Here is an 18,979-nt window from a genome sequence, read left to right as displayed (position 1 = left end):
ACAATCGGCGGAAGGCGGCCCATTCATCCGTCACCCGGGGAATTCCCCCGGTCCGCGGCGATCCCGCCCGAACGGTCCAGCGCCCGGGAGAAGCGGTCCCGGACCACCCGGATGTGGTCGTCCAGCTCCCGCGGCTCGACCACGTCGAACTCCACCCCCATGAGCCCGACGTGGATCACCAGGACGTCCATGCTCGTGGCGCCGGTGCGCAGCAGGCACGTCGACTCGCTCTCCGCCTCCAGGACGCCGTCCATGGGGCCGACCACCCGTGCGGCCTCGGCGACCGGCAGGTGCAGCCGGACGACGGCCCGCGCCGTGTACACCCGGCTGGCGACGCCCTCCGACACGTAGGCCGCCAGGTCCTCGGCGGGCGGCGTGCGGGGCGGGAAGCGGGGCCCGTGCGGCGGCCTGGGTTCGATCCGGTCCGCCCGGAAGGTCCGCCAGCCGGCCCGGTCCACGTCCCAGGCGACCAGGTACCAGCGCCGCTCGGTGCACACCAGGCGGTGCGGCTCGACCGTGCGGCGGCTGGCCGAGCCGTTGTGGTCGCGGTACGCGAAGCGCAGCCGCTCGCTGTCCCGGCAGGCCGTCGCCAGCTCGGTGAGCACCGACGGGTCGACGCGCGACTCGGCCGGGCGCAGCATGGGCACGGTGAAGGTGGTCAGCGCGCTGACGCGGCGCCGCAGCCGGTCGGGCAGCACCTGCTCCAGCTTGGCCAGCGCGCCCACCGACGTCTCGCCCACGCCGTCGATGCCGCTGCCCGCGGCGGTGCGCAGCCCGACGGCGACCGCGACGGCCTCGTCGTCGTCCAGGAGCAGCGGGGGCAGCGCGGCACCGGCGCCGAGCTGGTAGCCGCCGCCCGTGCCGGGGCTGGCGTTGACGGGGTAGCCGAGTTCGCGCAGCCGGTCGACGTCACGCCGCACCGTGCGCGGTGTGACGCCCAGCCGGTCCGCGAGGTCGGCGCCGGACCACTCGCGGTGCGCCTGGAGCAGGGACAGCAGGCGCAGCAGACGTGCCGAGGTCTCCAACATGGCCGCGAGTCTGCCAGCAGTCGCGGACAGGTACGGTCCGCGATCCGCTGCCGTGCCGTGCCGTGCCGTGCCTACGGAGTGATCCGCACGCAGAGGTCGTTGTCCGTGGTGTAGCAGGGCGCCGCCCGGTAGCCCTCGCCCTGGTGCGCGGGGTAGACGAACACGTTCTTGCGGTCCCAGACGTCGTCCAGGACGCGGGAGACCCGCACCGGCTCCGAGCTCGCGTCGGGCCGCAGCCACAGCTCCCAGAGCTGTTCGGCCGCGACCGGCGGCTCGGCGAGCGCGTCGTACGCGACGGTGAAGGCGAAGCCGCCCTTCTCGCCGCCGGCCGGCACGCGGTGGACGGTCCCGCCCCGCCGCACCTCGGCCACCGCCCCGGCCGCGGTCTCCGCCCCGTACAGCGTCCCCTCGACGGTGCAGACGCCCTCGCCGAGGACGATGTCGCCGGCCTCCGCGTGCGGCAGGCGCACCCAGCTGCGCACGGCGAGCCGGCCGTCCGCCGTGGGGTAGGGGACGCGGACGGCGACCCCGCCCTCCTCGTCGGGGACCCGGTCGACGAGCGCCCGCAGGTCCCGGACGCCCGGCTCGACCGCCCGCTCGTCGAGGAACACGTCCCAGCGGCCCTCGGCCAGCTCCATGGTGTTCGGCAGCACCGCCCTCATGTGGCCCTCGCCGGCCGGGGTGAGGGGCAGCCGGGTCTCGTCCGCCGTGCCGCCGGAACCGCCGCGGCGGCGCAGCACCAGGACCGGCTCGGCCGTGTCGAGGACCACGATGTCGAAGGTGATCCCGCCGGCGGAGTCCGCCACGCAGTCCACGCGCGGCGGCGCCGCGGGCGCGGGGGCCGGGGTGGGGGCGGCGTCGCTCATGCGGATTTTCCCTTCCGGAGCACATCGGCGGCCTTGTAGCGCAGGGAGTAGGCGGCGTCCAGGACCGCTCCGCGGGTGCGGTGCAGCGTGTCGCGGACCCGGCCGCGCGAGCGGCCGTTGGCCCCCTGGGCGACGAGTTCGGTGAACAGCGCCTCGTGCCGTTCGGCGATCCTGACCGGGTCGAAGCGCTGCGACGCGGCGAGCGCGGCCTGCCCGGTGCGGCGCCTGAGGTCGTCGTCCTCGATGAGGGCGAGCAGCGCGTCGGCGAAGGCGTCGACGTCGCCGACCGGCACCAGCCGGCCGTCGACGCCGTCCTCGATGATCTCGCCCGGTCCGTGCGGGCAGTCGGTGGAGACCACGGGCAGCCCGCAGCGCATCGCCTCGACGATGGTCATGCCGAAGGATTCGAGGCGGGAGGTGACGGCGGCGACGGACCCCTTGACCCACTCGGGCTCCAGCGGGTTGGCCGTGCCCATGAGGAAGACGTGGTTGTGCAGGCCGCGCGCCTCGATGAGGGAGCGCAGCGCGTTCCGCTCGTTGCCGGTGGCGTCGCCGGAGCCGTAGATCCGCAGGCGCCAGTCGGGGCGGGCGGCGACCACCTTCGCGAAGGCCTCGACGAGCATGTCGTAGCGCTTGACCCGGGTGAGCCGGCCGGCCGCGACGACCCACTTGGCGGTGGAGTCGGACGGTGCCACGCTCGGGGCGGGGACGCTGTTGGGCACCGAGTCGATGCGCACGCCGGGCAGTTTGAGCTTGGCGCGGTACGAGCGGGCGTCGGCCTCGGTGACGGTGGTGACCGCGTCGAGCAGGGCGTAGCGGTGGCCGATCTCGCGGCGCAGCCGGTAGCCGTGGCTGTCCAGCGTCAGGTGCTCCTGCCCGACGCGCACGGGGCCGCGGCGGGCCTGGCGGGCGATGTGCACGTTGAGGCCGGGGCGGGTGCCGACGACGACGTCGGCCCGCAGGGTCCTCAGGTGCTCGGCGATGCGGTCGTCGGTGAGCCGGCTGTACTGCTTCCAGCGTCCGTCGCCGCGCGGGAACACCTTCGCGGGCTTCGTGTAGTCCGGGTGCGTGCCGTCGTAGGTGGGGCTGTTCCTGCGCAGGTCGACCAGGTGCCGCATGGTCACGCCGGCGGGGGCGCCGAGGGTGGGTTCCTCGCGGTGGCGGAAGACGGACACGATCTCGACGTCGTGCCGTTCGGCCAGCGTCCGGGCGAGGTTGAACGTCGTACGGATCGTGCCGCCGATGCCGTACGCGTTGTGCAGCAGGAAAGAAATACGCATCGCGTCGCCGCGTCCTCCTGGTCCGGACTGGGCCGATGGCCTGTGATTGGTCGTCTGTCGATGGTCGTCCGACAGCGACTCTACTTGGCTCGTGACCATGTGACGGTCGCGGGCACTGGGTCAGGGGCGGTAGCGGAGCTGGGGGACGGTGGCGCAGTTGCGGTCCATGTCGCCGCCCTGGGTGACCCAGCCGCGCCCGTCCTGCCAGCGGGCCACCGACAGGCAGGTGTGACGGGTCCGTGGCGGCTCGGGCAGGCGCTCGAAGCGGACGGGCACGAGGAGCCCTCCGGCGGTGTAGGGCTCGGTGCGGTTGAGGAACCGTTCGACGCACGCGCGCGTGGGGCCGGTCCTCCCGCACGACTCGGCGGCGTCCGTGAACCACTTGGCGGCCGCCCAGCCCTCCAGCGCCCACTGGGAGAGCGGCCTGCCGTTCATGGCCCGCCGGAACTCCTGGACGGCGGGGTGGCCGGTGTCGTCGTGGTTGCGGCTGGCTCCGGTCACCCACAGGGCGTTGCGGCAGCGTGGGGCGTCCTGGTAGTCGCGCGGGACCGCCTGGTTCCAGTTCTGCACGTTGGTGACCTTGGCGGTGACGTTCACCCCGACGGCGTCCATCGCCTCGCACAGCCGGGCGTTGCCGTGGGTGTCCAGGGCGTCGAAGACGACGTCGACCTGCTGCTCCCGGAGGTCGGCGGCGACGGCACGGTAGTTGGGGAGGGCGAAGTCGACCTGTTCGGTCACGACCCGGTAGCCCTCCGCCTCCAGGCCGTCGGTGATCAGCCGGGCGTACGCGGCGGACGCGGCCTGGTTGTAGGCGACGACGGCCGCCGTGCGGGCGCCGAGCTCCCGCTTGAACCAGCGGTAGACCTCGGTGCCACCGGTGAGGACGCCGTTCCAGCCGGGCTTGCCGCCGGTGCGCGGCGCGGAGCTGCCGTAGATGCCGTACAGGTGCGGGTAGGTGTCGTACGCCGGGCCGAGCGGCTGGCCGCCGATGTCGGGGACGCCCGCCCGGGAGACGCGCGCGGCGCCCGCGTAGTCCAGGGCCGTGGTGGCGACCAGGGCGAACACGTCCTTCTCGTCGACCAGTTCCTGCACGCACGCGTTGTTGCCGATGCCGCTGCCGCCGTCGTCGCAGGTGAGGACCTCGACGCGGCGGCCGTCGATGCCGCCGCGGGCGTTGAGGGCGGTGAAGTACGCCATGGCCCCGTCGCGCGGCCCGGTCAGGGCGCCGCCGCCGACGGGGCTGGTGGCTCCGGTGATGATGCCGACGCGGACCGGCTCCCCGGCTCCGGTGGCCCGGCCGGAGGGCCGGGTACCGAAGTCGCTCTCGGGGAGGCGGCTGCCGCAGGCGGCGCTCAGCGCGAGGAGACCCGCGAGGAGCGCCGCGAGCAGGGGGGCTTCAGCAGCCCGGCACGGGCGACGCATCGGGGGACAGCTTGACCAGCGCGCACAGCGTCTTCACGGACACCTTCCAGGTGTCGTCCTGGAGCACGGTGGTGCCCTTGGAGTCCGGGAGGGCGGGGCTGCCGGCGACGAGCAGGTCGTAGGTGACCTCGCCCTGGGTGGGTGAGGTGAAGGTGACGTTCTCGACCTTCACCGAGGTCTGCGCGGCCTGCGGGGAGCCGGACAGCGCCTGGAGCACCGGCTGCATCCGCTCGCCGTTCTCCAGGAGCCGGACCTTCTCCTCGGCGGGCGTCGCCGGGGCGAAGAAGGCCGTCCAGTTCTTCTCGACCTCCGCCCTGGCGGCCGCCGGGTCGGACGGCTGGTTCTGCCCCTGGGTCGCCGTCGCGGCGGGGGACGGCGAGGTCTGCGGCTCGCCGCCGTCTCCGTTGCCGCAGCCGGCCGCGACCGGTACCAGTACCAGGACGGCGGCCGCCGCCAGTGCCGCACCGCGGGGGTGCTTGCGGGAACTCATGTGGACCATCTGGCTCACCGCCGGGTTCCGGGGTCGGTGCCTTCTTGGGCCTTCTTGGGCATAGTGCAAGGAATCGCCATACATCGCCAGCCGGAGGATGCGGTATGCCGACGTCGCGGATGCTGTGGTGGGGCGGGATCGTCGCCGCCGCCGTCGGCGCGGTGCTGTGCACGCTGGGCTGGTACGGGGTGTCCGGCGAGCGGTTCGCCGAGCGTCAGGTCCCCTACCTGGCGTCCTGCACGGTCCCGGGTGCGGCGCTGATGGTCGCCGGGGCGGTCCTGGTGGCCGGCGCGGTACTGGTCGCCGGGGTGCCGCGGCGGCGCCCCTTCGCGGACCGGCCGCCCGAGTCCGCCGCCGGCGCCGACCGCCCCTCGTCCACCGCTCCCCCGCTGCGCGTGCCGGGCGGGACCCTGGCGCACCGCCCGGACTGCCCGCTGGTGGACGGCAGGGCGGACGCGGAGCCGGCCGGTGACGCGGCGCTCGCCCCCTGCCCGGTGTGCGAGCCGGAGAGCTGACGCCGCGGTGTCGTCGCTGAGTTACGAACTGGTCCTGGCCGGGCTCGCGGTGGGCAGCGCCGCCGCCCTCACCGGCATCGGGCTGATCGTGACGTACCGGGCGACGGGCGTGCTGAACCTCGCGCAGGGCGCCATCGCCATGGTCTGCGCCTACGTGCTGCGGAACCTGGTGGTGGAGTGGGGCTGGCCGCTCCCGCTCGCCGCCTGCGTGACGCTGCTGCTGGTGGCGCCCGGCATCGGGCTGGTGCTGGACCGGGCCGTGTTCCGGCCGGCCGCGGTGCTGGAGCTGGACCCGGCGCGGACGCTGGTGGCGTCGATCGGCGTGTTCGTGCTGCTCGTCGGCGGCGCGGCCCTGGTGTGGGGCGACGGCGCGCGGGCGGACGCGCCGGTGCTGCTGGGCGACGACCCGTGGGTGCAGCTGGCCGTGGTGCTGCTGCTGGCCGGCGCGGTGGGCGCGGCGACCCGGTGGACGCCGCTGGGGCGGGAGCTGCGGGCGGTGGTGGACAACCGGGAGCTGGCCGTGCTGGGCGGCATCGACGCGGACCGGGTGTCGGCGGCGGGGTGGGCGTTCGGGTCGTTCACGGCCGGGGTGACGGGCGTGCTGCTGGCGCCGTACGTCCGGCTCGACCCGTACGGGCTGCCGCTGCTGGTCGTCGAGGTGATCGCGGTGGCGGTGGCCGCCCGGATGCGGAGCCTTCCGGTGGCGGTGGGGACGGCGCTGGTCATCGGGGTGGCCCAGGCGCAGCTGACCCGCCTCCACCCGGAGGGCTGGGCGGGCCCGCTGGTCCAGGCGGTCGTCACCAACCTGTTCGTCGTCGCCCTGCTGGTCGCCGCCCTCGTCCTCCCGGGAGTGGGGGCGCGGGGCCCGGTGGCGGGCACCCCGGCGTCGGGGACGCGCGTCCCGGCGGGCCTGTGGGTGGCGGCCGGGGTGCTGTACCTGCTGCCGCTCGGCTTCGCCGGTGACGACCTCCGCACCGCGGTGCAGGTCCCGGCGCTGGCCGTCGTCCTGCTGTCCCTGGTGGTGGTCACCGGCAGGGGCGGCCAGATCTCGCTGGGCCAGGCGGCGTACGCGGGCCTCGGCGCCCTGTTCACGGCGCTGCTGGCGGCGGGCCGCTTCCCGGGCCTGCCCCGCCTGCCGGAGCTCACCGCGCTGCTGGTGGCCGTCGTCCTGGTCGCCCCGCTCGGCCTGCTCACCGGCTGGCCGGCGATCCGCCGCCACGGCCTGGCGCTCGCGCTGGCGACGCTGGCGGTGGGCGTGGCGGTGAGCCGGTTCGTCTTCGCCCAGCCGTACGCGACGGCCGGCCTGTCCCTGTCGCGCCCGGCGGGCCTGAACTCCGACCACGCGTACTACGCCCTGGAGCTCGCCGTCCTCGCGGTGGCCCTCCTGCTGGTGGCCGCCCTGCGCCGGGGCCGGACGGGCAGGGCGCTGGCCGCGCTGCGCGACCACGAGGCGGGGGCGGAGGCGTCCGGCGTGGCCGTCCCGGCCCTGAAGGTCCTCGCCTTCGTGGCGGGCGCTGCCCTGGCGGCGCTCGGGGGCGGTCTGCTCGGCATGGGCGTCCAGGCCTTCGACCCCGAGGCGTTCGACCCGGTGCGCGGCCTGCTGTGGTTCGCCGCGATCCTGGTGCTGGGCGCCGACAGCCTCCTGTCCCCGCTGGCCGCGGCGGCGCTGCTGGTGGGCCTCGACGCGGGCGCCCGGGGCGGCGCGGCGGCCGCGGTGATCGGCCTGCTGGCCGCCTTCACGGCCCGCGTGCCGCCGCTCACGACCCTGCTCCCCGCCGCGCCCCGCCGGTCCCACGCAATCGGATCCGCGTCGATGGCGCCCGCGCCGGCCACGGGGCCGGGTCGCGGCACGACCGCCCCAGAGCCCACCGGGCCGGCCCCACGGCCCCGGAGGGCGGAGACGAACGGCGGCCGGGACTCCGAGGCCCCCGGCCGGCCCGGCGGGAGGGCCCGCGGCCACCGCCCGCCGGTCGCCCGTCCCGCTCCCGCTCCCCGGCTGGAGGCGCACGGCCTCGTCCTCCGGTACGCCGGGTCCAGCGTGCTGGACGGCGTCGACCTGGTCGTCGAACCGGGGCGGGTCACCGCCCTCGTGGGGCCCAACGGGGCGGGCAAGAGCAGCCTGTTCCACTGCCTGGCCGGCACCGCGCGGCCCACCTCCGGCCGCGTCACGCTGGACGGCACCGACATCACGGCGCGCCCCGCGCACGTGCGGACCCGGCTCGGTGTCGGCCGGACGTTCCAGGAGCTGGCCGTGTTCCCGTCCCTGACCGTCGAGGAGAACGTCCGGGTCGGCGGCGAGCAGGGCCGCGTGCGCGACGATCCGTACGCCGTGGAGCGGGCACTGCGCCTTCTCGGGCTGACCGGCGTCCGCCACCTGCCCGCCGCCGGGCTGTCCACGGGCGCCCTGCGCCGCGTCGAGGTGGCCCGCGCCCTGGCCGGCCGGCCGCACACCCTGCTGCTCGACGAGCCCTCCGCCGGGCTGGACGCGGCCGAGACCGGCGCGCTCGCCCGCGTCCTGGGCGCCCTCGCGGCGGACGGGACGGCCGTCCTGGTCGTCGAGCACGACCTCGACCTGGTCGCGGACGTCGCGCACACCGTGCACGTCATGGAGGCGGGGCGGATCGTGTCGTGAGCGTCGAGATCGCGCTGCGCGCCGCCCGCGTCCGCTACGGCCCCCTGGAGGCCCTGCACGGCGTCGACCTGCCCGTCCCGGCCGCCCGCGTCACCGTGCTCCTGGGCCGCAACGGCTCGGGGCGCACCACCGTGCTGCGCGCCCTCGCCGGGACGGTGCCGCTGAGCGCCGGGCGGGTGCTGTGGCGCGGCGCGGACGTGACCCGGCTGCCCGCCCACCTGCGGGCGCGCCGCGGCCTGTGCTTCGTACCGGACCGGCGCGCCCTGTACGCCACGCTCACGGTGGCGGAGAACCTCGGGCTGAGCGCCCCGGGCGGGGACGTCACGGCAGCCCTCGACGCGTACCCCGAGCTGGAGCCGCTCCTGGGCCGCCGGGCGGGCACGCTCTCCGGCGGCGAGCAGCGGATGCTCGCCCTGTCCCGCGCCCTGCGCACGCCCGCGCGCGTGGTGCTCGTCGACGAGCCGGCCCTCGGCATGTCGCCCGCCGTGGCGGCCCGTACGTACCGGCTGCTGCAAGGGCTGTGCGCGCGGGACGGGGCCGCGGTCGTGGTGGCCGGGCAGCGTCCGCCGGCCGGTCTGCCGGACGGGACCCTCGCTCACGAACTGCGGCGCGGCGCCCTGGCCTTCAGCGGTGAGCTGGCCGAGTTCACTTCCGGGCCGGCGGCGGGAGGAGCGCCGCCTTCGGGGCGGGCTTGAGGCCGGGGAGGGTCAGCATCATGCCCGGCCGGATCTTGTCGGGGTCGGCCCCGACGACCTTCTGGTTCGCCTTGTAGAGCGCCTTCCAGCCGCCGGGCACCTTGAACCGCCGCGCCACGGAGGTGAGGGTGTCGCGCGGCTGGACGGTGTGGGCGCGGCCCGAGAGCCCGTGCTTCTTGGAGCAGACGGGCCAGGCGTTCCAGCCGTGCCAGCGCAGCACCTCCTCGGCGACGGCGATCTGCTGCGGCCGGGTCGCCAGGTCGGCGCGGCGGGCGTGGGCGAGGCCGCCGTAGGCCTCCCAGGTGGACTGCTTGAACTGGAGTCCGCCGTAGAAGCCGTTGCCGGTGTTGAGGTTCCAGCGGCCGCCGCTCTCGCACTCGGCGACGCAGCCCCAGGGCCACTGGTCGTCGGCGCAGCCGGCCGCCGCGCCCGCGGCGGGCCCGGGCTGGACCCTCGGGCCGGGCGCGGGCGGCGGCGGGTGGCCGCCGGGCACGGCCGGCGCGGCGCCCGCGTACGTAGCCCCCGACACGAGCAGCAGCACGGCCGGCACGATCGCCGGCCACAAGCGGATCTTCGGCATCGGGCCACGTTAGGCGGTGGGGCGGCGCCCCGGGCCGGCGCCGCGCGGGGGCGGCGGCGAGGCCCACCCGGACGGCCGACGCGCCGAGGCGCGAGCCGACCCGTGACTCCGGCCGCAGATCACCCGTTGAACCCTTCATGAGACGAGCCGGGATCCGCCCGGCATCGCACGCAACGAGTCCGAGGAGCCACCCGTGCCCCGCATGCTCGACGTCAGCGAGGACGTACGCGCCGAGATCGGCGACGAAGAAGCCGACCGGCTGCTCGCCGGCGAGAACGCCCCGGGCAGCTACGACTGCACCTCCTGCCGCACCCCGGGCGACTCCGAGCAGGAGCGCACCAGCACCGTCCTGTTCGTGGGCGAGGAGACCGCCGTCCTCGCCTTCGCCCACGCCACGTGCATCCCCTCCCAGGTGGTCAAGGTCGCCGAGGAGCAGCTCCAGGGCGCCGTCCGGTCCATCACCGGTACGGAGGGGCAGGCCGCGCCGGTGACCCCCACGGCCGTCGGCGACCAGGCGGTGCTGGGGGTGACCAGCGGTCTCGTCCTGATCGACAACGAGCTGCACCCGGCGCTCGTCGTCGAGCCGACCGCGCCGATCGCCCGGCCCGGCACCTCGGGCGCCACCGACGAGTTCCTGCCGCTGCTGATCGAGCAGGGCTTCCTGCCGGTCGCCGACGTCAACCGGAAGCCGGGCGCGCTCGCCGGCTGGTCGGTGCTGCTCGCCATGGGCCAGCTGCACGCCATCCTCCAGCCGGGGACGGGTGGTGGCAGCCCGGTCGCCTGGTGGCAGGCCCACCAGCCGCTCCAGGTCACCGAGGGCTGGCGCGCGGCGGCCAACAAGTCGCACACGGTGCTGGTCTTCGCGGCCCCGGTCGGCTCCATCGGCCAGCAGCCGCGCGAGGACCTGCTGCGGGACGCGCTGGAGAAGGCGGCGGCGAACGGGCGGCTGGTCGCGGCGGCGATGCCGCTGGCCGGCACCTGATGCCCGCCGGGGCCGGGGAGGACCCGGCCGCGGCGGCCGGGCGAGCGGCGTTTTCCGGCCCGGGCCCGCATCCGAAGGGCGGCGGGGTCGTTGGCACCTACGTGCACGCATACGAGCCCTCCCGCCAGCCGTACCAGCAGATTCCCGCGATGCGTTCCACGCAGGACGGACTGTCCGCACCGTCGGCCACGCCGATCTACGACGCGCTGTACTCCGAGTACCTGAGGTCGTTCAGGACGCTGCCGGGCGACCGCAGCGGGGAGGAGGACCTCGGGTTCCGGTCGTTCGGCACCTTCGGTTCGTTCGGGTCGGCCGGCTCCGGCACGTACCAGCCGCAGTCCGGCGGCTACCCGGGGGCGGGGTGGCAGCCGGTCGGTGTGCGCCGGCACACCGGGCAGCACCATGTGCCGGCGGCTTTGCCACCGGCGCCCCGCAGGGGTCTGTGACCGACGACGACGGCGGGGCCGGAGCGACTCGTTCGCTCCGGCCCCGCCGTCGTGTGTCAGTGCTGCGTCACTTCTTGCGGCCGCGCTTCTCGCGCACCCGGACCGAGATGTGGATCGGGGTGCCCTCGAAGCCGAACTCCTCGCGCAGCCGGCGCTCGACGAACCGGCGGTAGCCGTGCTCCAGGAAGCCCGACGCGAACAGCACGAACCGCGGCGGCTTGGTGCCCGCCTGCGTACCGAACAGGATGCGGGGCTGCTTGCCGCCCCGGATGGGGTGCGGGTGGGCCGCGACCAGCTCGCCGAGGAAGGCGTTCAGCCGCCCGGTCGGGACGCGGGTCTCCCAGCCGGCCAGCGCCGTCTCGATCGCCGGGACGAGCCGGTCCATGTGGCGGCCGGTGCGGGCGGAGACGTTGACGCGGGGGGCCCAGGCCACCTGCTGCATCTCCGTCTCGATCTCCCGCTCCAGGTAGTAGCGGCGCTCCTCGTCGAGCTCGTCCCACTTGTTGTACGCGATGACGAGCGCGCGGCCCGCCTCGACGGCCATGGTGATGATCCGCTGGTCCTGGACGGAGATGGACTCGCTGGTGTCGATCAGGACGACCGCCACCTCCGCCTTCTCCACGGCGGCGGCGGTGCGCAGCGAGGCGTAGTAGTCCGCGCCCTCCTGGAGGTGGACCTTCTTGCGGATGCCGGCGGTGTCGACGAACTTCCAGGTGGTGCCGCCGAGTTCGATGAGCTCGTCGACGGGGTCGCGGGTGGTGCCGGCCATCTCGTTGACGACGACGCGCTCCTCGCCGGCGACCTTGTTGAGCAGGGACGACTTGCCGACGTTCGGGCGGCCGATGAGCGCGATGCGGCGCGGGCCGCCGACGGCGGTGCCGAAGGTCTGCTCGGGGGCCTCCGGGAGGGCCTTCAGGACCTCGTCGAGGAGGTCGCCGGTGCCGCGGCCGTGCAGGGCGGAGACCGGGTACGGCTCGCCGAGGCCGAGCGACCACAGCATGGACGCGTCGGCCTCGCCGGAGGGGCCGTCGACCTTGTTCGCGGCGAGGACGACGGGCTTGCCGGCCCGGCGCAGCAGCTTGACGACGGCCTCGTCGGTGTCGGTGGCGCCGACGGTGGCGTCCACGACGAAGACGACCGCGTCGGCGGCCTCGATGGCGTACTCGGCCTGGGCGGCGACGGAGGCGTCGATGCCGAGGACGTCCTGCTCCCAGCCGCCGGTGTCGACGACCTTGAAGCGGCGGCCGGCCCACTCGGCCTCGTACGTCACGCGGTCGCGGGTGACGCCGGGCTTGTCCTCGACGACGGCCTCGCGGCGGCCGATGATGCGGTTCACCAGGGTCGACTTGCCGACGTTCGGCCGGCCGACGACGGCGAGGACCGGCAGCGGGCCGTGCCCGGCCTCCTCGATCGCGCCCTCGACGTCCTCGATGTCGAAGCCCTCTTCGGCGGCGAGCTCCATGAACTCCGCGTACTCGGTGTCGCCGAGTGCCCCGTGGTCGTGCTGGTCGTTCATGAAGTCCGTTCCTCGTTCATCATCGTCATCGGCGGGTCGAGTGATCCGCTACTCAAGACTCAGTCTCGCTCAGCGCCCGGTGAGGCGCCTGGCGTTTTCCAGGTGGGTGGTGAGCCGTTCCTGGATGCGTACGGTGGCGTCGTCCAGCGCCTTGCGGGTGCGGCGTCCGGAGCTGTCGCCCGCCGCGAACGCGTCGCCGAAGACGACGTCGACACCGCTGCGCAGCGGCGGCAGCGCCTTTATCAACCGCCCGCGGCGGTCGGTGCTTCCCAGGACGGCGACCGGGACGATCGGGGCGCCGCTGCGTACGGCGAAGTACGCGAGGCCGGCGCGCAGCGAGGCGAAGTCGCCGGTGCCCCGGGTGCCCTCCGGGAAGATGCCGAGGACGCCGCCGCCCGACAGCACGTCCAGGGCCCGGGTGATGGCGGTGCGGTCGGGTGCGTCGCGGTCCACCTTCAGCTGGCCGATGCCCTCCAGGAACGGGCCGAGAGGCCCCTTGAAGGCCTCCTTCTTGATCAGGAAGTGCACGGGCCGGGGCGCGGTCCCCATCAGCATGGGGCCGTCGAGGTTGTGCGCGTGGTTGACGGCGAAGATCACGGGTCCCGAGGCCGGGACGCGCCAGGCGCCGAGGACGCGCGGCTTCCACAGCCCGTACATCAGCCCGATGCCGATGCCCCGGCCGACCGCGGCGCCCTTCTCGGAGGGTGGGGTCACGTGTCGGCCCGCTTCTCCTCGATGAGCGTGACGACGCACTCGATGACCTGCTGGAGGGTGAGGTCGGTGGTGTCGACCTCGACGGCGTCGTCCGCCTTGGCGAGCGGGGACGTCTTGCGGCTGGAGTCGGCCGCGTCCCGCTTGATCAGCGCCTCGCGGGTGGTGTGGACGTCGGCGCCCTTAAGCTCGCCGGAGCGGCGGGCGGCGCGGGCCTCGGGGGACGCGGTGAGGAAGATCTTGAGGTCGGCGTCGGGCAGCACGGTGGTGCCGATGTCGCGGCCCTCGACGACGATGCCCTGGACGGCGCTCGCGGCGATGGTCCGCTGGAGCTCGGTGATCCGCTCCCGCACCTCGGGCACGGCGCTGACGGCGCTGACCTTCGAGGTGACGTCCTGGGTACGGATGGGGCCGGAGGCGTCCAGACCGTCGACGGTGATCGTCGGGTGGGAGGGGTCGGTTCCGGAGACGATGGCGGGCTTCCCGGCGGCGGAGGCCACGGCGTCGGCGTCGGCGACGTCCACGCCGTTGGTGATCATCCACCAGGTGATCGCCCGGTACTGGGCGCCGGTGTCCAGGTAGCTGAGCCCCAGCTTGGCGGCGACCGCCTTGGAGGTGCTCGACTTGCCCGTGCCGGAGGGCCCGTCGATGGCGACGATCACGGATTCCACGGTGTCGGACACCTTCCTGGTACGCGGGAGAGGGCCGGCCGGTTGCCGAGGGGCCCCGCACAAGGTTACCGACTGCTGCCGCCACCCCTTGCACCCATTCGGGCTACCCCCCCCCTACCCGGCCGCCCAGCGGACCCCCGGCGCCCCTACTGCCGCAGCGCCCAGCCCCTCTCGCGGAGGGCGGCGGACAGGACGGGGGCCGAGGCGGGCTCGACCATGAGCTGGATGAGGCCCGCCTGCTGGCCGGTGGCGTGCTCGATGCGGACGTCCTCGATGTTGACGCCCGCCCGGCCCGCGTCCGCGAAGATGCGGGCGAGCTCGCCGGGCTGGTCGCTGAGGAGGACGGCGACCGTCTCGTAGGCGACCGGACCGCCGCCGTGCTTGCCGGGGACGCGGGCCCGCCCGGCGTTGCCGCGGCGCAGGACGTCCTCGACGCCGGTGGCGCCGCCGTGCCGCTGGTCCTCGTCGGCGGACTGGAGGGACCGCAGGGCCCGGACCGTCTCGTCGAGGTCCGCGGCCACGCCGGCGAGGACGTCCGCGACCGGGCCGGGGTTCGCCGACAGGATCTCCACCCACATGCGCGGGTCGGAGGCGGCGATGCGGGTGACGTCACGGATGCCCTGCCCGCACAGCCGGACCGCCGTCTCGTCCGCGTCCGCCAGCCGCGCGGCGACCATCGACGACACCAGCTGCGGGGTGTGCGAGACCAGGGCGACCGCCCGGTCGTGGGCGTCGGCGTCCATGACGACGGGGACCGCCCGGCACAGCGCGACCAGCTCCAGGGCGAGGTTGAGCACCTCGGTGTCGGTGTCCCGGGTCGGGGTGAGCACCCAGGGGCGGCCCTCGAACAGGTCGGCGGTGCCGGCCAGCGGGCCCGAGCGCTCCTTGCCGGACATCGGGTGCGTACCGACGTAACGGGAGAGGTCCAGGCCCATGGCCTCGAGCTCCCGCTTGGGGCCGCCCTTGACGCTGGCCACGTCGAGGTAGCCGCGCGCGAGCCCGTCGCGCATCGCCCCGGCGAGGGTGGCGGCGACGTACGCCGGCGGTACGGCGACGATCACGAGGTCGACGGCGCCCTCGGGCGGCTGCTCGGTGCCCGCGCCGAGTGCGGCGGCGGTGCGGGCCCGGGCGGGGTCGTGGTCGGACAGGTGGACGGTGATGCCCCGCGCGCTGAGCGCGAGGGCGGCCGAGGTGCCGATCAGTCCGGTACCGATGACGACGGCGGTTCTCACTGGGCGATGTCCTTGCGGAGGGCGGCCGCGGCACCGAGGTACACGTGGGCGACGGCGGACTTGGGGAGGTCGGTCTCGACGTGCGCGAGGAGGCGTACGACGCGCGGCATCGCACCGGCGATGTCCAGCTCCTGCGCGCAGATCAGCGGTACGTCCACGATGCCCAGGTCGCGCGCCGCGGCGGCGGGGAAGTCGCTGTGCAGGTCGGGGGTGGCGGTGAACCAGATGCTGATCAGGTCGTCGGCGGTGAGGCCGTTGCGCTCCAGGACGACGGTGAGCAGCTCACCGACCTGGTCCCGCATGTGCCCGGCGTCGTCCCGCTCCAGCTGGACGGCCCCTCGGACCGCTCGTACCGCCACGTCCCCGCTCCTTCGCCTGGTGTCGCCGTGCCGCTCGTGCCTGGGCCGGCGCGTGCTGGTGTTCAGCCTAGTCAGCCGGGGCGGGAGCGCCCGGTGCGTCCGGGATGCAGACGGGCGGGTAGAACTGTCGGCATGCTGCTTCACGTCGCCACGGGGCCCGAGTGGTCGGCCGCCCCCGCGGATCCGTACCGTCCCGCCTCCCTCGCCTCCGAGGGTTTCGTGCACTGCTCACCCGACGAGGAGACCGCGCTGGCCGTCGCCGGCGCCCACTACCGGGATGTGCCGGCCCCGCTGCTGCTGGTGTCGCTCGACGAGGCGCTGCTGACCACCGAGGTGCGCTGGGAGCGTGCGGACGGGGGGCTCTTCCCGCACGTGTACGGGCCGGTCGACCGTGCCGCCGTCACGGACGTGCGGGAGATCCGCCGCGATGCGGCCGGCCGCGTCACGGGGCTCGCCCCCTGGGCGTAAACGTCAGCGCGGTGGCTTCGCCCCGGGGGCGCGGGGCGCCAGGATGCGGCCCATGACATCAGCCCCCACGCACCGCCGTACCGTCCTGACGGCCGCCGCGTCGGCCACCGCCGCCCTCGTCACGGGCTGCGGCGACGGCGGAGGCGAAGCCCCGGCGACCACCGCCAGCCCCACGGGCACCGCCCCGGCCTCTCCCCCGTCCCCGGCCGACTCCGCCTCGGTCTCCGTCTCGGCCTCCGCGTCGGCGTCCGCCTCCGCCTCCGTGTCGGTGGGCGCCGAGCTGGCCAGGACCGCCGACATCCCCTCCGGCGGGGGGAAGATCTTCAAGGAGCAGAAGATCGTGGTGACCCAGCCGCAGGAGGGCGAGTTCAAGGCGTTCTCCGCGGTCTGCACCCATCAGGCCTGTCTGGTCTCCACGGTGGCGAACGGCACGATCAACTGCCCGTGCCACGGCAGCCGCTTCCGCGTCGCGGACGGCTCGGTCGAACGGGGCCCGGCGACCCGGCCGCTGCCCGCGGAGCAGATCACCGTGGCGGGGGACAGCATCCGCCTGGCGTAGGGTCTGGCCCATGCCGACCCCTGACGAACTGGTGCGCGACCACACGATCTACTCGTGTGTCGTGGGGTCGCGCGCCTTCGGGCTGGCCACCGACGGCAGCGACACCGACCGCCGGGGTGTGTTCCTGGCCCCCACCGCGCTCCAGTGGCGCTTCGACAAGCCGCCCACGCATGTGGAGGGGCCCGCGGAGGAGCAGTTCAGCTGGGAGCTGGAGCGGTTCTGCGAGCTGGCCCTGCGCGCTAACCCCAACATCCTGGAGTGCCTGCACTCTCCGCTCGTCGAGCGGATCGACGACACCGGTCGCGAACTGCTCGCCCTGCGCGGCGCGTTCCTCTCGCGCCTCGCCCACACGACGTTCGTCCGGTACGCGGCCGGGCAGCGCAGGAAGCTGGACGCGGACGTCCGCCAGTGCGGCGGGCCCCGCTGGAAGCACGCCATGCACCTGTTGCGCCTGCTGACGAGCTGCCGCGACCTGCTGCGCACGGGCGAGCTGGTGGTCGACGTGGGCGCCGAGCGCGAGCCGCTGCTGGCGGTCAAGCGCGGCGAGGTGCCGTGGCGGGAGGTCGAGTCCTGGATGGCCCGCCTGGCCACCGAGGCCGACGAGGCCCTCTCCGGCTCGCCGCTCCCGCCGGAGCCGGACCGGCGGGCGGTCGAGGACTTCCTCTTCCGCGTCCGCCGGGCGTCAGCCCTCCGGGCGCTGAGCCCGGAACCGGAACCAGCGCCGACACCGTACACGCCCTAAGCGTCCCAAAGCGCGCCCAGGGTGTGCAGCTCGCTGCCGTACTCGATGCGGTCGGTCCACTCGGCCGGCCACGCCCCGGCGCCCAGGTGGGCTCCGGCGAAGGCGCCGGCGAGGCAGGCGATGGAGTCGGAGTCGCCCTTGGTGCAGGCGGCCCGGCGGATCGCCGTGAGCGGGTCCTCGGGGAAGAGCAGGAAGCAGAGCAGGGCTCCGGTGAGGGCCTCCTCGGCGATCCAGCCCTCGCCCGTCACCAGGCACGGGTCGGTCTCCGTCCCGGCGGTGCGCAGGGCGGTGTCCAGCGTGGCCAGCGCGTCGGCGCACTCGTCCCAGCCGCGCTCGATGTACGCCTGCGGGGTGCGGTCGTGGGAGTGGGTCCACAGGTCGCCCAGCCACCGCTGGTGGTAGCGGGAGCGGTTCTCGTACGCGTACGAGCGCAGCTGTCCGACCAGGCCGAGCGGTTCGGCTCCCCGGGACAGCAGGTGGACCGCCTGCGCGGTGAGGTCGGAGGCGGCCAGCGCGGTGGGGTGGCCGTGGGTGAGGGCGGCCTGGAGCTGGGCGGCGCCCGCGCGCTGCTCCTGGCTGAGTCCGGGGACGAGCCCGACGGGGGCGACCCGCATGTTGGCGCCGCAGCCCTTGGAGCCGATCTGGCTGGCCTGCTGCCAGGGCAGGCCGGCGTCCCGGTCGAGCTTCTCGCAGGCGACCAGGCAGGTGCGGCCGGGTGCGCGGTTGTTGTCCGGGGAGTGGTACCAGGCGGTGAACTCGTCGCGCAGCGGGCGGGTGAGGGTCTGCGGGGCGAGCGGGCCGCGGGCGAGAGCCGTGCGGATCGCCCGGGCGACCGCGAGGGTCATCTGGGTGTCGTCGGTGACGACGGCGGGCGCGGGCAGGGGCAGTTGGCGCCAGGGTCCGTACGCGGCGAGGATCGCCGGGACGTCCTTGAACTCGGTGGGGAAGCCCAGCGCGTCGCCGAGCGCGAGCCCGACGAGGGAGCCGGTGGCCGCCTGCTTGGTGATGGTCCTGGCGGTGATCATTCCTGCCGTCCTTCCGGTCGCAGCAGTGGCGGGTGCAGGGCCGTGGCCTGTCCCGCCCGGTAGAGAGCGGCCGGTTTCCCCCGTCCGCCGGTGAGGCGCGGCGGTCCTTCCACGGCCTGGACGAAGCCGGGCGTGGTGAGGACCTTGCGCCGGAAGTTGGGGCGGTCGAGCTCGACGCCCCAGACCGTCTCGTACACCTGCCGCAGCTCGCCGAGGGTGAACTCGGGCGGGCAGAAGGCGGTGGCGAGGCAGGTGTACTCGAGCTTGGCGCCGACGCGTTCGTGGGCGTCGGCGAGGATCGTGTCGTGGTCGAAGGCGAGCGGGCCGTACGAGCCGTACGGCAGCCACTGGGCGTGGGCCGCGTCGCCGCCGCCGCGCGGTTCGGGCAGGTCGGGTACGAGCGCGGTGTAGGCGACCGACACGACCCGCATGCGGGGGTCGCGGTCGGGGTCGCTGTAGGTGGCGAGCTGTTCCAGGTGGAGGTGGGCGACCGTGGCGTCGGACAGCCCGGTCTCCTCGGCGAGCTCGCGGCGGGCGGCCCGTCCGGCGGACTCGCGGGGCAGGACGAAGCCCCCGGGCAGGGCCCAGCAGCCCTGGTAGGGCTCCTGGCCGCGCCGGACGAGCAGGACGTGGAGCCGTTCCTCGCGGACCGTGAAGACGGCGAGGTCCACGGTGACGGCGAAGGGGGCGAAGGCGTGCGGGTCGTACCCGTCGGGCCGCCGTGCGCCGCTCATGTCCGCCCCCCTTCCCCTTAAGAGTC

General features: G+C 74.9%; 21 protein-coding genes. 8 read left to right on the top strand and 13 right to left on the bottom strand.

The genetic code is table 11. The features are described 5' to 3' along the window. Positions 1 to 23 precede the first annotated feature (23 nt). The 5 genes from EIZ62_RS26160 to EIZ62_RS26140 form a co-directional block, all read right to left on the bottom strand. Positions 24 to 1,028 (bottom strand): helix-turn-helix transcriptional regulator, encoded by a 1,005-nt coding sequence (locus tag EIZ62_RS26160; protein WP_156695128.1) that lies wholly within the window; start codon positions 1,026 to 1,028, stop codon positions 24 to 26. A 71-nt stretch (positions 1,029 to 1,099) separates the two neighbouring features. After that, positions 1,100 to 1,894: a hypothetical protein gene (locus EIZ62_RS26155; RefSeq protein ID WP_156695127.1), complete on the bottom strand. Its 795-nt coding sequence runs from the start codon at positions 1,892 to 1,894 to the stop codon at positions 1,100 to 1,102. Further along, entirely contained in the window at positions 1,891 to 3,174 is a 1,284-nt protein-coding gene (locus tag EIZ62_RS26150) for a glycosyltransferase family 4 protein (protein ID WP_156695126.1), read from the bottom strand. Before EIZ62_RS26150 ends, EIZ62_RS26155 begins: the two co-directional genes overlap by 4 nt. Before the next feature lie 120 nt (positions 3,175 to 3,294). Continuing rightward, positions 3,295 to 4,596: an ABC transporter substrate-binding protein gene (locus tag EIZ62_RS26145; protein ID WP_156695125.1), complete on the bottom strand. Its 1,302-nt coding sequence runs from the start codon at positions 4,594 to 4,596 to the stop codon at positions 3,295 to 3,297. Continuing rightward, on the bottom strand, positions 4,571 to 5,086 hold the full coding sequence (locus EIZ62_RS26140) for an MTB12 C-terminal domain-containing protein (RefSeq protein ID WP_156695124.1): 516 nt from the start codon (positions 5,084 to 5,086) through the stop codon (positions 4,571 to 4,573). Before EIZ62_RS26140 ends, EIZ62_RS26145 begins: the two co-directional genes overlap by 26 nt. A gap of 104 nt (positions 5,087 to 5,190) precedes the next feature. Between EIZ62_RS26140 and EIZ62_RS26135 the strand changes: the two genes are divergently transcribed. Genes EIZ62_RS26135 through EIZ62_RS26125 form a run of 3 tightly spaced genes read left to right on the top strand, consistent with a single transcriptional unit; the run spans position 5,191 to position 8,928 of the window. Further along, complete coding sequence (locus EIZ62_RS26135) at positions 5,191 to 5,601, top strand: hypothetical protein (RefSeq protein ID WP_156695123.1); 411 nt, start codon at positions 5,191 to 5,193, stop codon at positions 5,599 to 5,601. Between the two features lie 7 nt (positions 5,602 to 5,608). After that, entirely contained in the window at positions 5,609 to 8,233 is a 2,625-nt protein-coding gene (locus EIZ62_RS26130) for an ABC transporter permease subunit (RefSeq protein WP_156695122.1), read from the top strand. Then, the gene (locus EIZ62_RS26125) at positions 8,230 to 8,928 is read left to right on the top strand and encodes an ATP-binding cassette domain-containing protein (RefSeq protein ID WP_156695121.1); all 699 of its coding nucleotides are present in this window, start codon (positions 8,230 to 8,232) and stop codon (positions 8,926 to 8,928) included. Before EIZ62_RS26130 ends, EIZ62_RS26125 begins: the two co-directional genes overlap by 4 nt. Here the strand turns inward: EIZ62_RS26125 and EIZ62_RS26120 are convergent. After that, on the bottom strand, positions 8,879 to 9,508 hold the full coding sequence (locus EIZ62_RS26120; RefSeq protein ID WP_156695120.1) for a LysM peptidoglycan-binding domain-containing protein: 630 nt from the start codon (positions 9,506 to 9,508) through the stop codon (positions 8,879 to 8,881). The genes EIZ62_RS26125 and EIZ62_RS26120 overlap by 50 nt on opposite strands. Positions 9,509 to 9,701: 193 nt before the next feature. Here EIZ62_RS26120 and EIZ62_RS26115 point away from each other — a divergent pair, with 193 nt between their 5' ends. Then, entirely contained in the window at positions 9,702 to 10,490 is a 789-nt protein-coding gene (locus tag EIZ62_RS26115; protein WP_156695119.1) for a hypothetical protein, read from the top strand. A gap of 149 nt (positions 10,491 to 10,639) precedes the next feature. Beyond that, on the top strand, positions 10,640 to 10,936 hold the full coding sequence (locus EIZ62_RS26110; RefSeq protein ID WP_341873982.1) for a hypothetical protein: 297 nt from the start codon (positions 10,640 to 10,642) through the stop codon (positions 10,934 to 10,936). 67 nt (positions 10,937 to 11,003) lie between these two features. On the opposite strand, the gene der is transcribed toward EIZ62_RS26110, so the two are convergent. The 5 genes from der to aroH all read right to left on the bottom strand — a co-directional run bounded on the left by der (position 11,004) and on the right by aroH (position 15,425). After that, entirely contained in the window at positions 11,004 to 12,452 is a 1,449-nt protein-coding gene (der, locus tag EIZ62_RS26105; RefSeq protein ID WP_156695117.1) for a ribosome biogenesis GTPase Der, read from the bottom strand. A gap of 69 nt (positions 12,453 to 12,521) precedes the next feature. Next, positions 12,522 to 13,166: a lysophospholipid acyltransferase family protein gene (locus EIZ62_RS26100; RefSeq protein ID WP_156695116.1), complete on the bottom strand. Its 645-nt coding sequence runs from the start codon at positions 13,164 to 13,166 to the stop codon at positions 12,522 to 12,524. Next, positions 13,163 to 13,846 carry a (d)CMP kinase gene (gene cmk, locus EIZ62_RS26095; protein WP_156695115.1) on the bottom strand — a complete coding sequence of 228 codons (684 nt, stop codon included), beginning with the start codon at positions 13,844 to 13,846 and terminating at the stop codon, positions 13,163 to 13,165. Before cmk ends, EIZ62_RS26100 begins: the two co-directional genes overlap by 4 nt. Positions 13,847 to 13,980: 134 nt before the next feature. Next, a complete protein-coding gene (locus EIZ62_RS26090) occupies positions 13,981 to 15,066 on the bottom strand; it encodes a prephenate dehydrogenase (protein WP_156695114.1) in 1,086 nt (361 codons plus the stop codon). Next, complete coding sequence (aroH, locus tag EIZ62_RS26085; RefSeq protein WP_156695113.1) at positions 15,063 to 15,425, bottom strand: chorismate mutase; 363 nt, start codon at positions 15,423 to 15,425, stop codon at positions 15,063 to 15,065. Before aroH ends, EIZ62_RS26090 begins: the two co-directional genes overlap by 4 nt. A 132-nt stretch (positions 15,426 to 15,557) precedes the next feature. Here aroH and EIZ62_RS26080 point away from each other — a divergent pair, with 132 nt between their 5' ends. From EIZ62_RS26080 to EIZ62_RS26070, 3 genes are read left to right on the top strand one after another with little or no spacing between them, the layout of a single operon-like run. After that, a complete protein-coding gene (locus tag EIZ62_RS26080; protein ID WP_156695112.1) occupies positions 15,558 to 15,893 on the top strand; it encodes a DUF952 domain-containing protein in 336 nt (111 codons plus the stop codon). A gap of 52 nt (positions 15,894 to 15,945) precedes the next feature. Continuing rightward, entirely contained in the window at positions 15,946 to 16,452 is a 507-nt protein-coding gene (locus EIZ62_RS26075) for a Rieske (2Fe-2S) protein (protein ID WP_156695111.1), read from the top strand. 10 nt (positions 16,453 to 16,462) lie between these two features. Further along, a complete protein-coding gene (locus EIZ62_RS26070; RefSeq protein WP_156695110.1) occupies positions 16,463 to 17,194 on the top strand; it encodes a nucleotidyltransferase domain-containing protein in 732 nt (243 codons plus the stop codon). Here EIZ62_RS26070 and EIZ62_RS26065 read toward each other — a convergent pair. Next, a complete protein-coding gene (locus EIZ62_RS26065; RefSeq protein ID WP_156695109.1) occupies positions 17,191 to 18,219 on the bottom strand; it encodes an ADP-ribosylglycohydrolase family protein in 1,029 nt (342 codons plus the stop codon). The two genes, EIZ62_RS26070 and EIZ62_RS26065, sit on opposite strands and share 4 nt — an antisense overlap. Next, positions 18,216 to 18,953 carry an NUDIX hydrolase gene (locus EIZ62_RS26060; protein WP_156695108.1) on the bottom strand — a complete coding sequence of 246 codons (738 nt, stop codon included), beginning with the start codon at positions 18,951 to 18,953 and terminating at the stop codon, positions 18,216 to 18,218. Before EIZ62_RS26060 ends, EIZ62_RS26065 begins: the two co-directional genes overlap by 4 nt. Positions 18,954 to 18,979 lie beyond the last annotated feature (26 nt).

This window comes from Streptomyces ficellus (assembly GCF_009739905.1).
Classification (GTDB): Bacteria; Actinomycetota; Actinomycetes; order Streptomycetales; family Streptomycetaceae; genus Streptomyces; species Streptomyces ficellus_A.
Note: the sequence above shows the minus strand (reverse complement) of the source record. Positions and strands in the feature narration are given on the sequence as shown.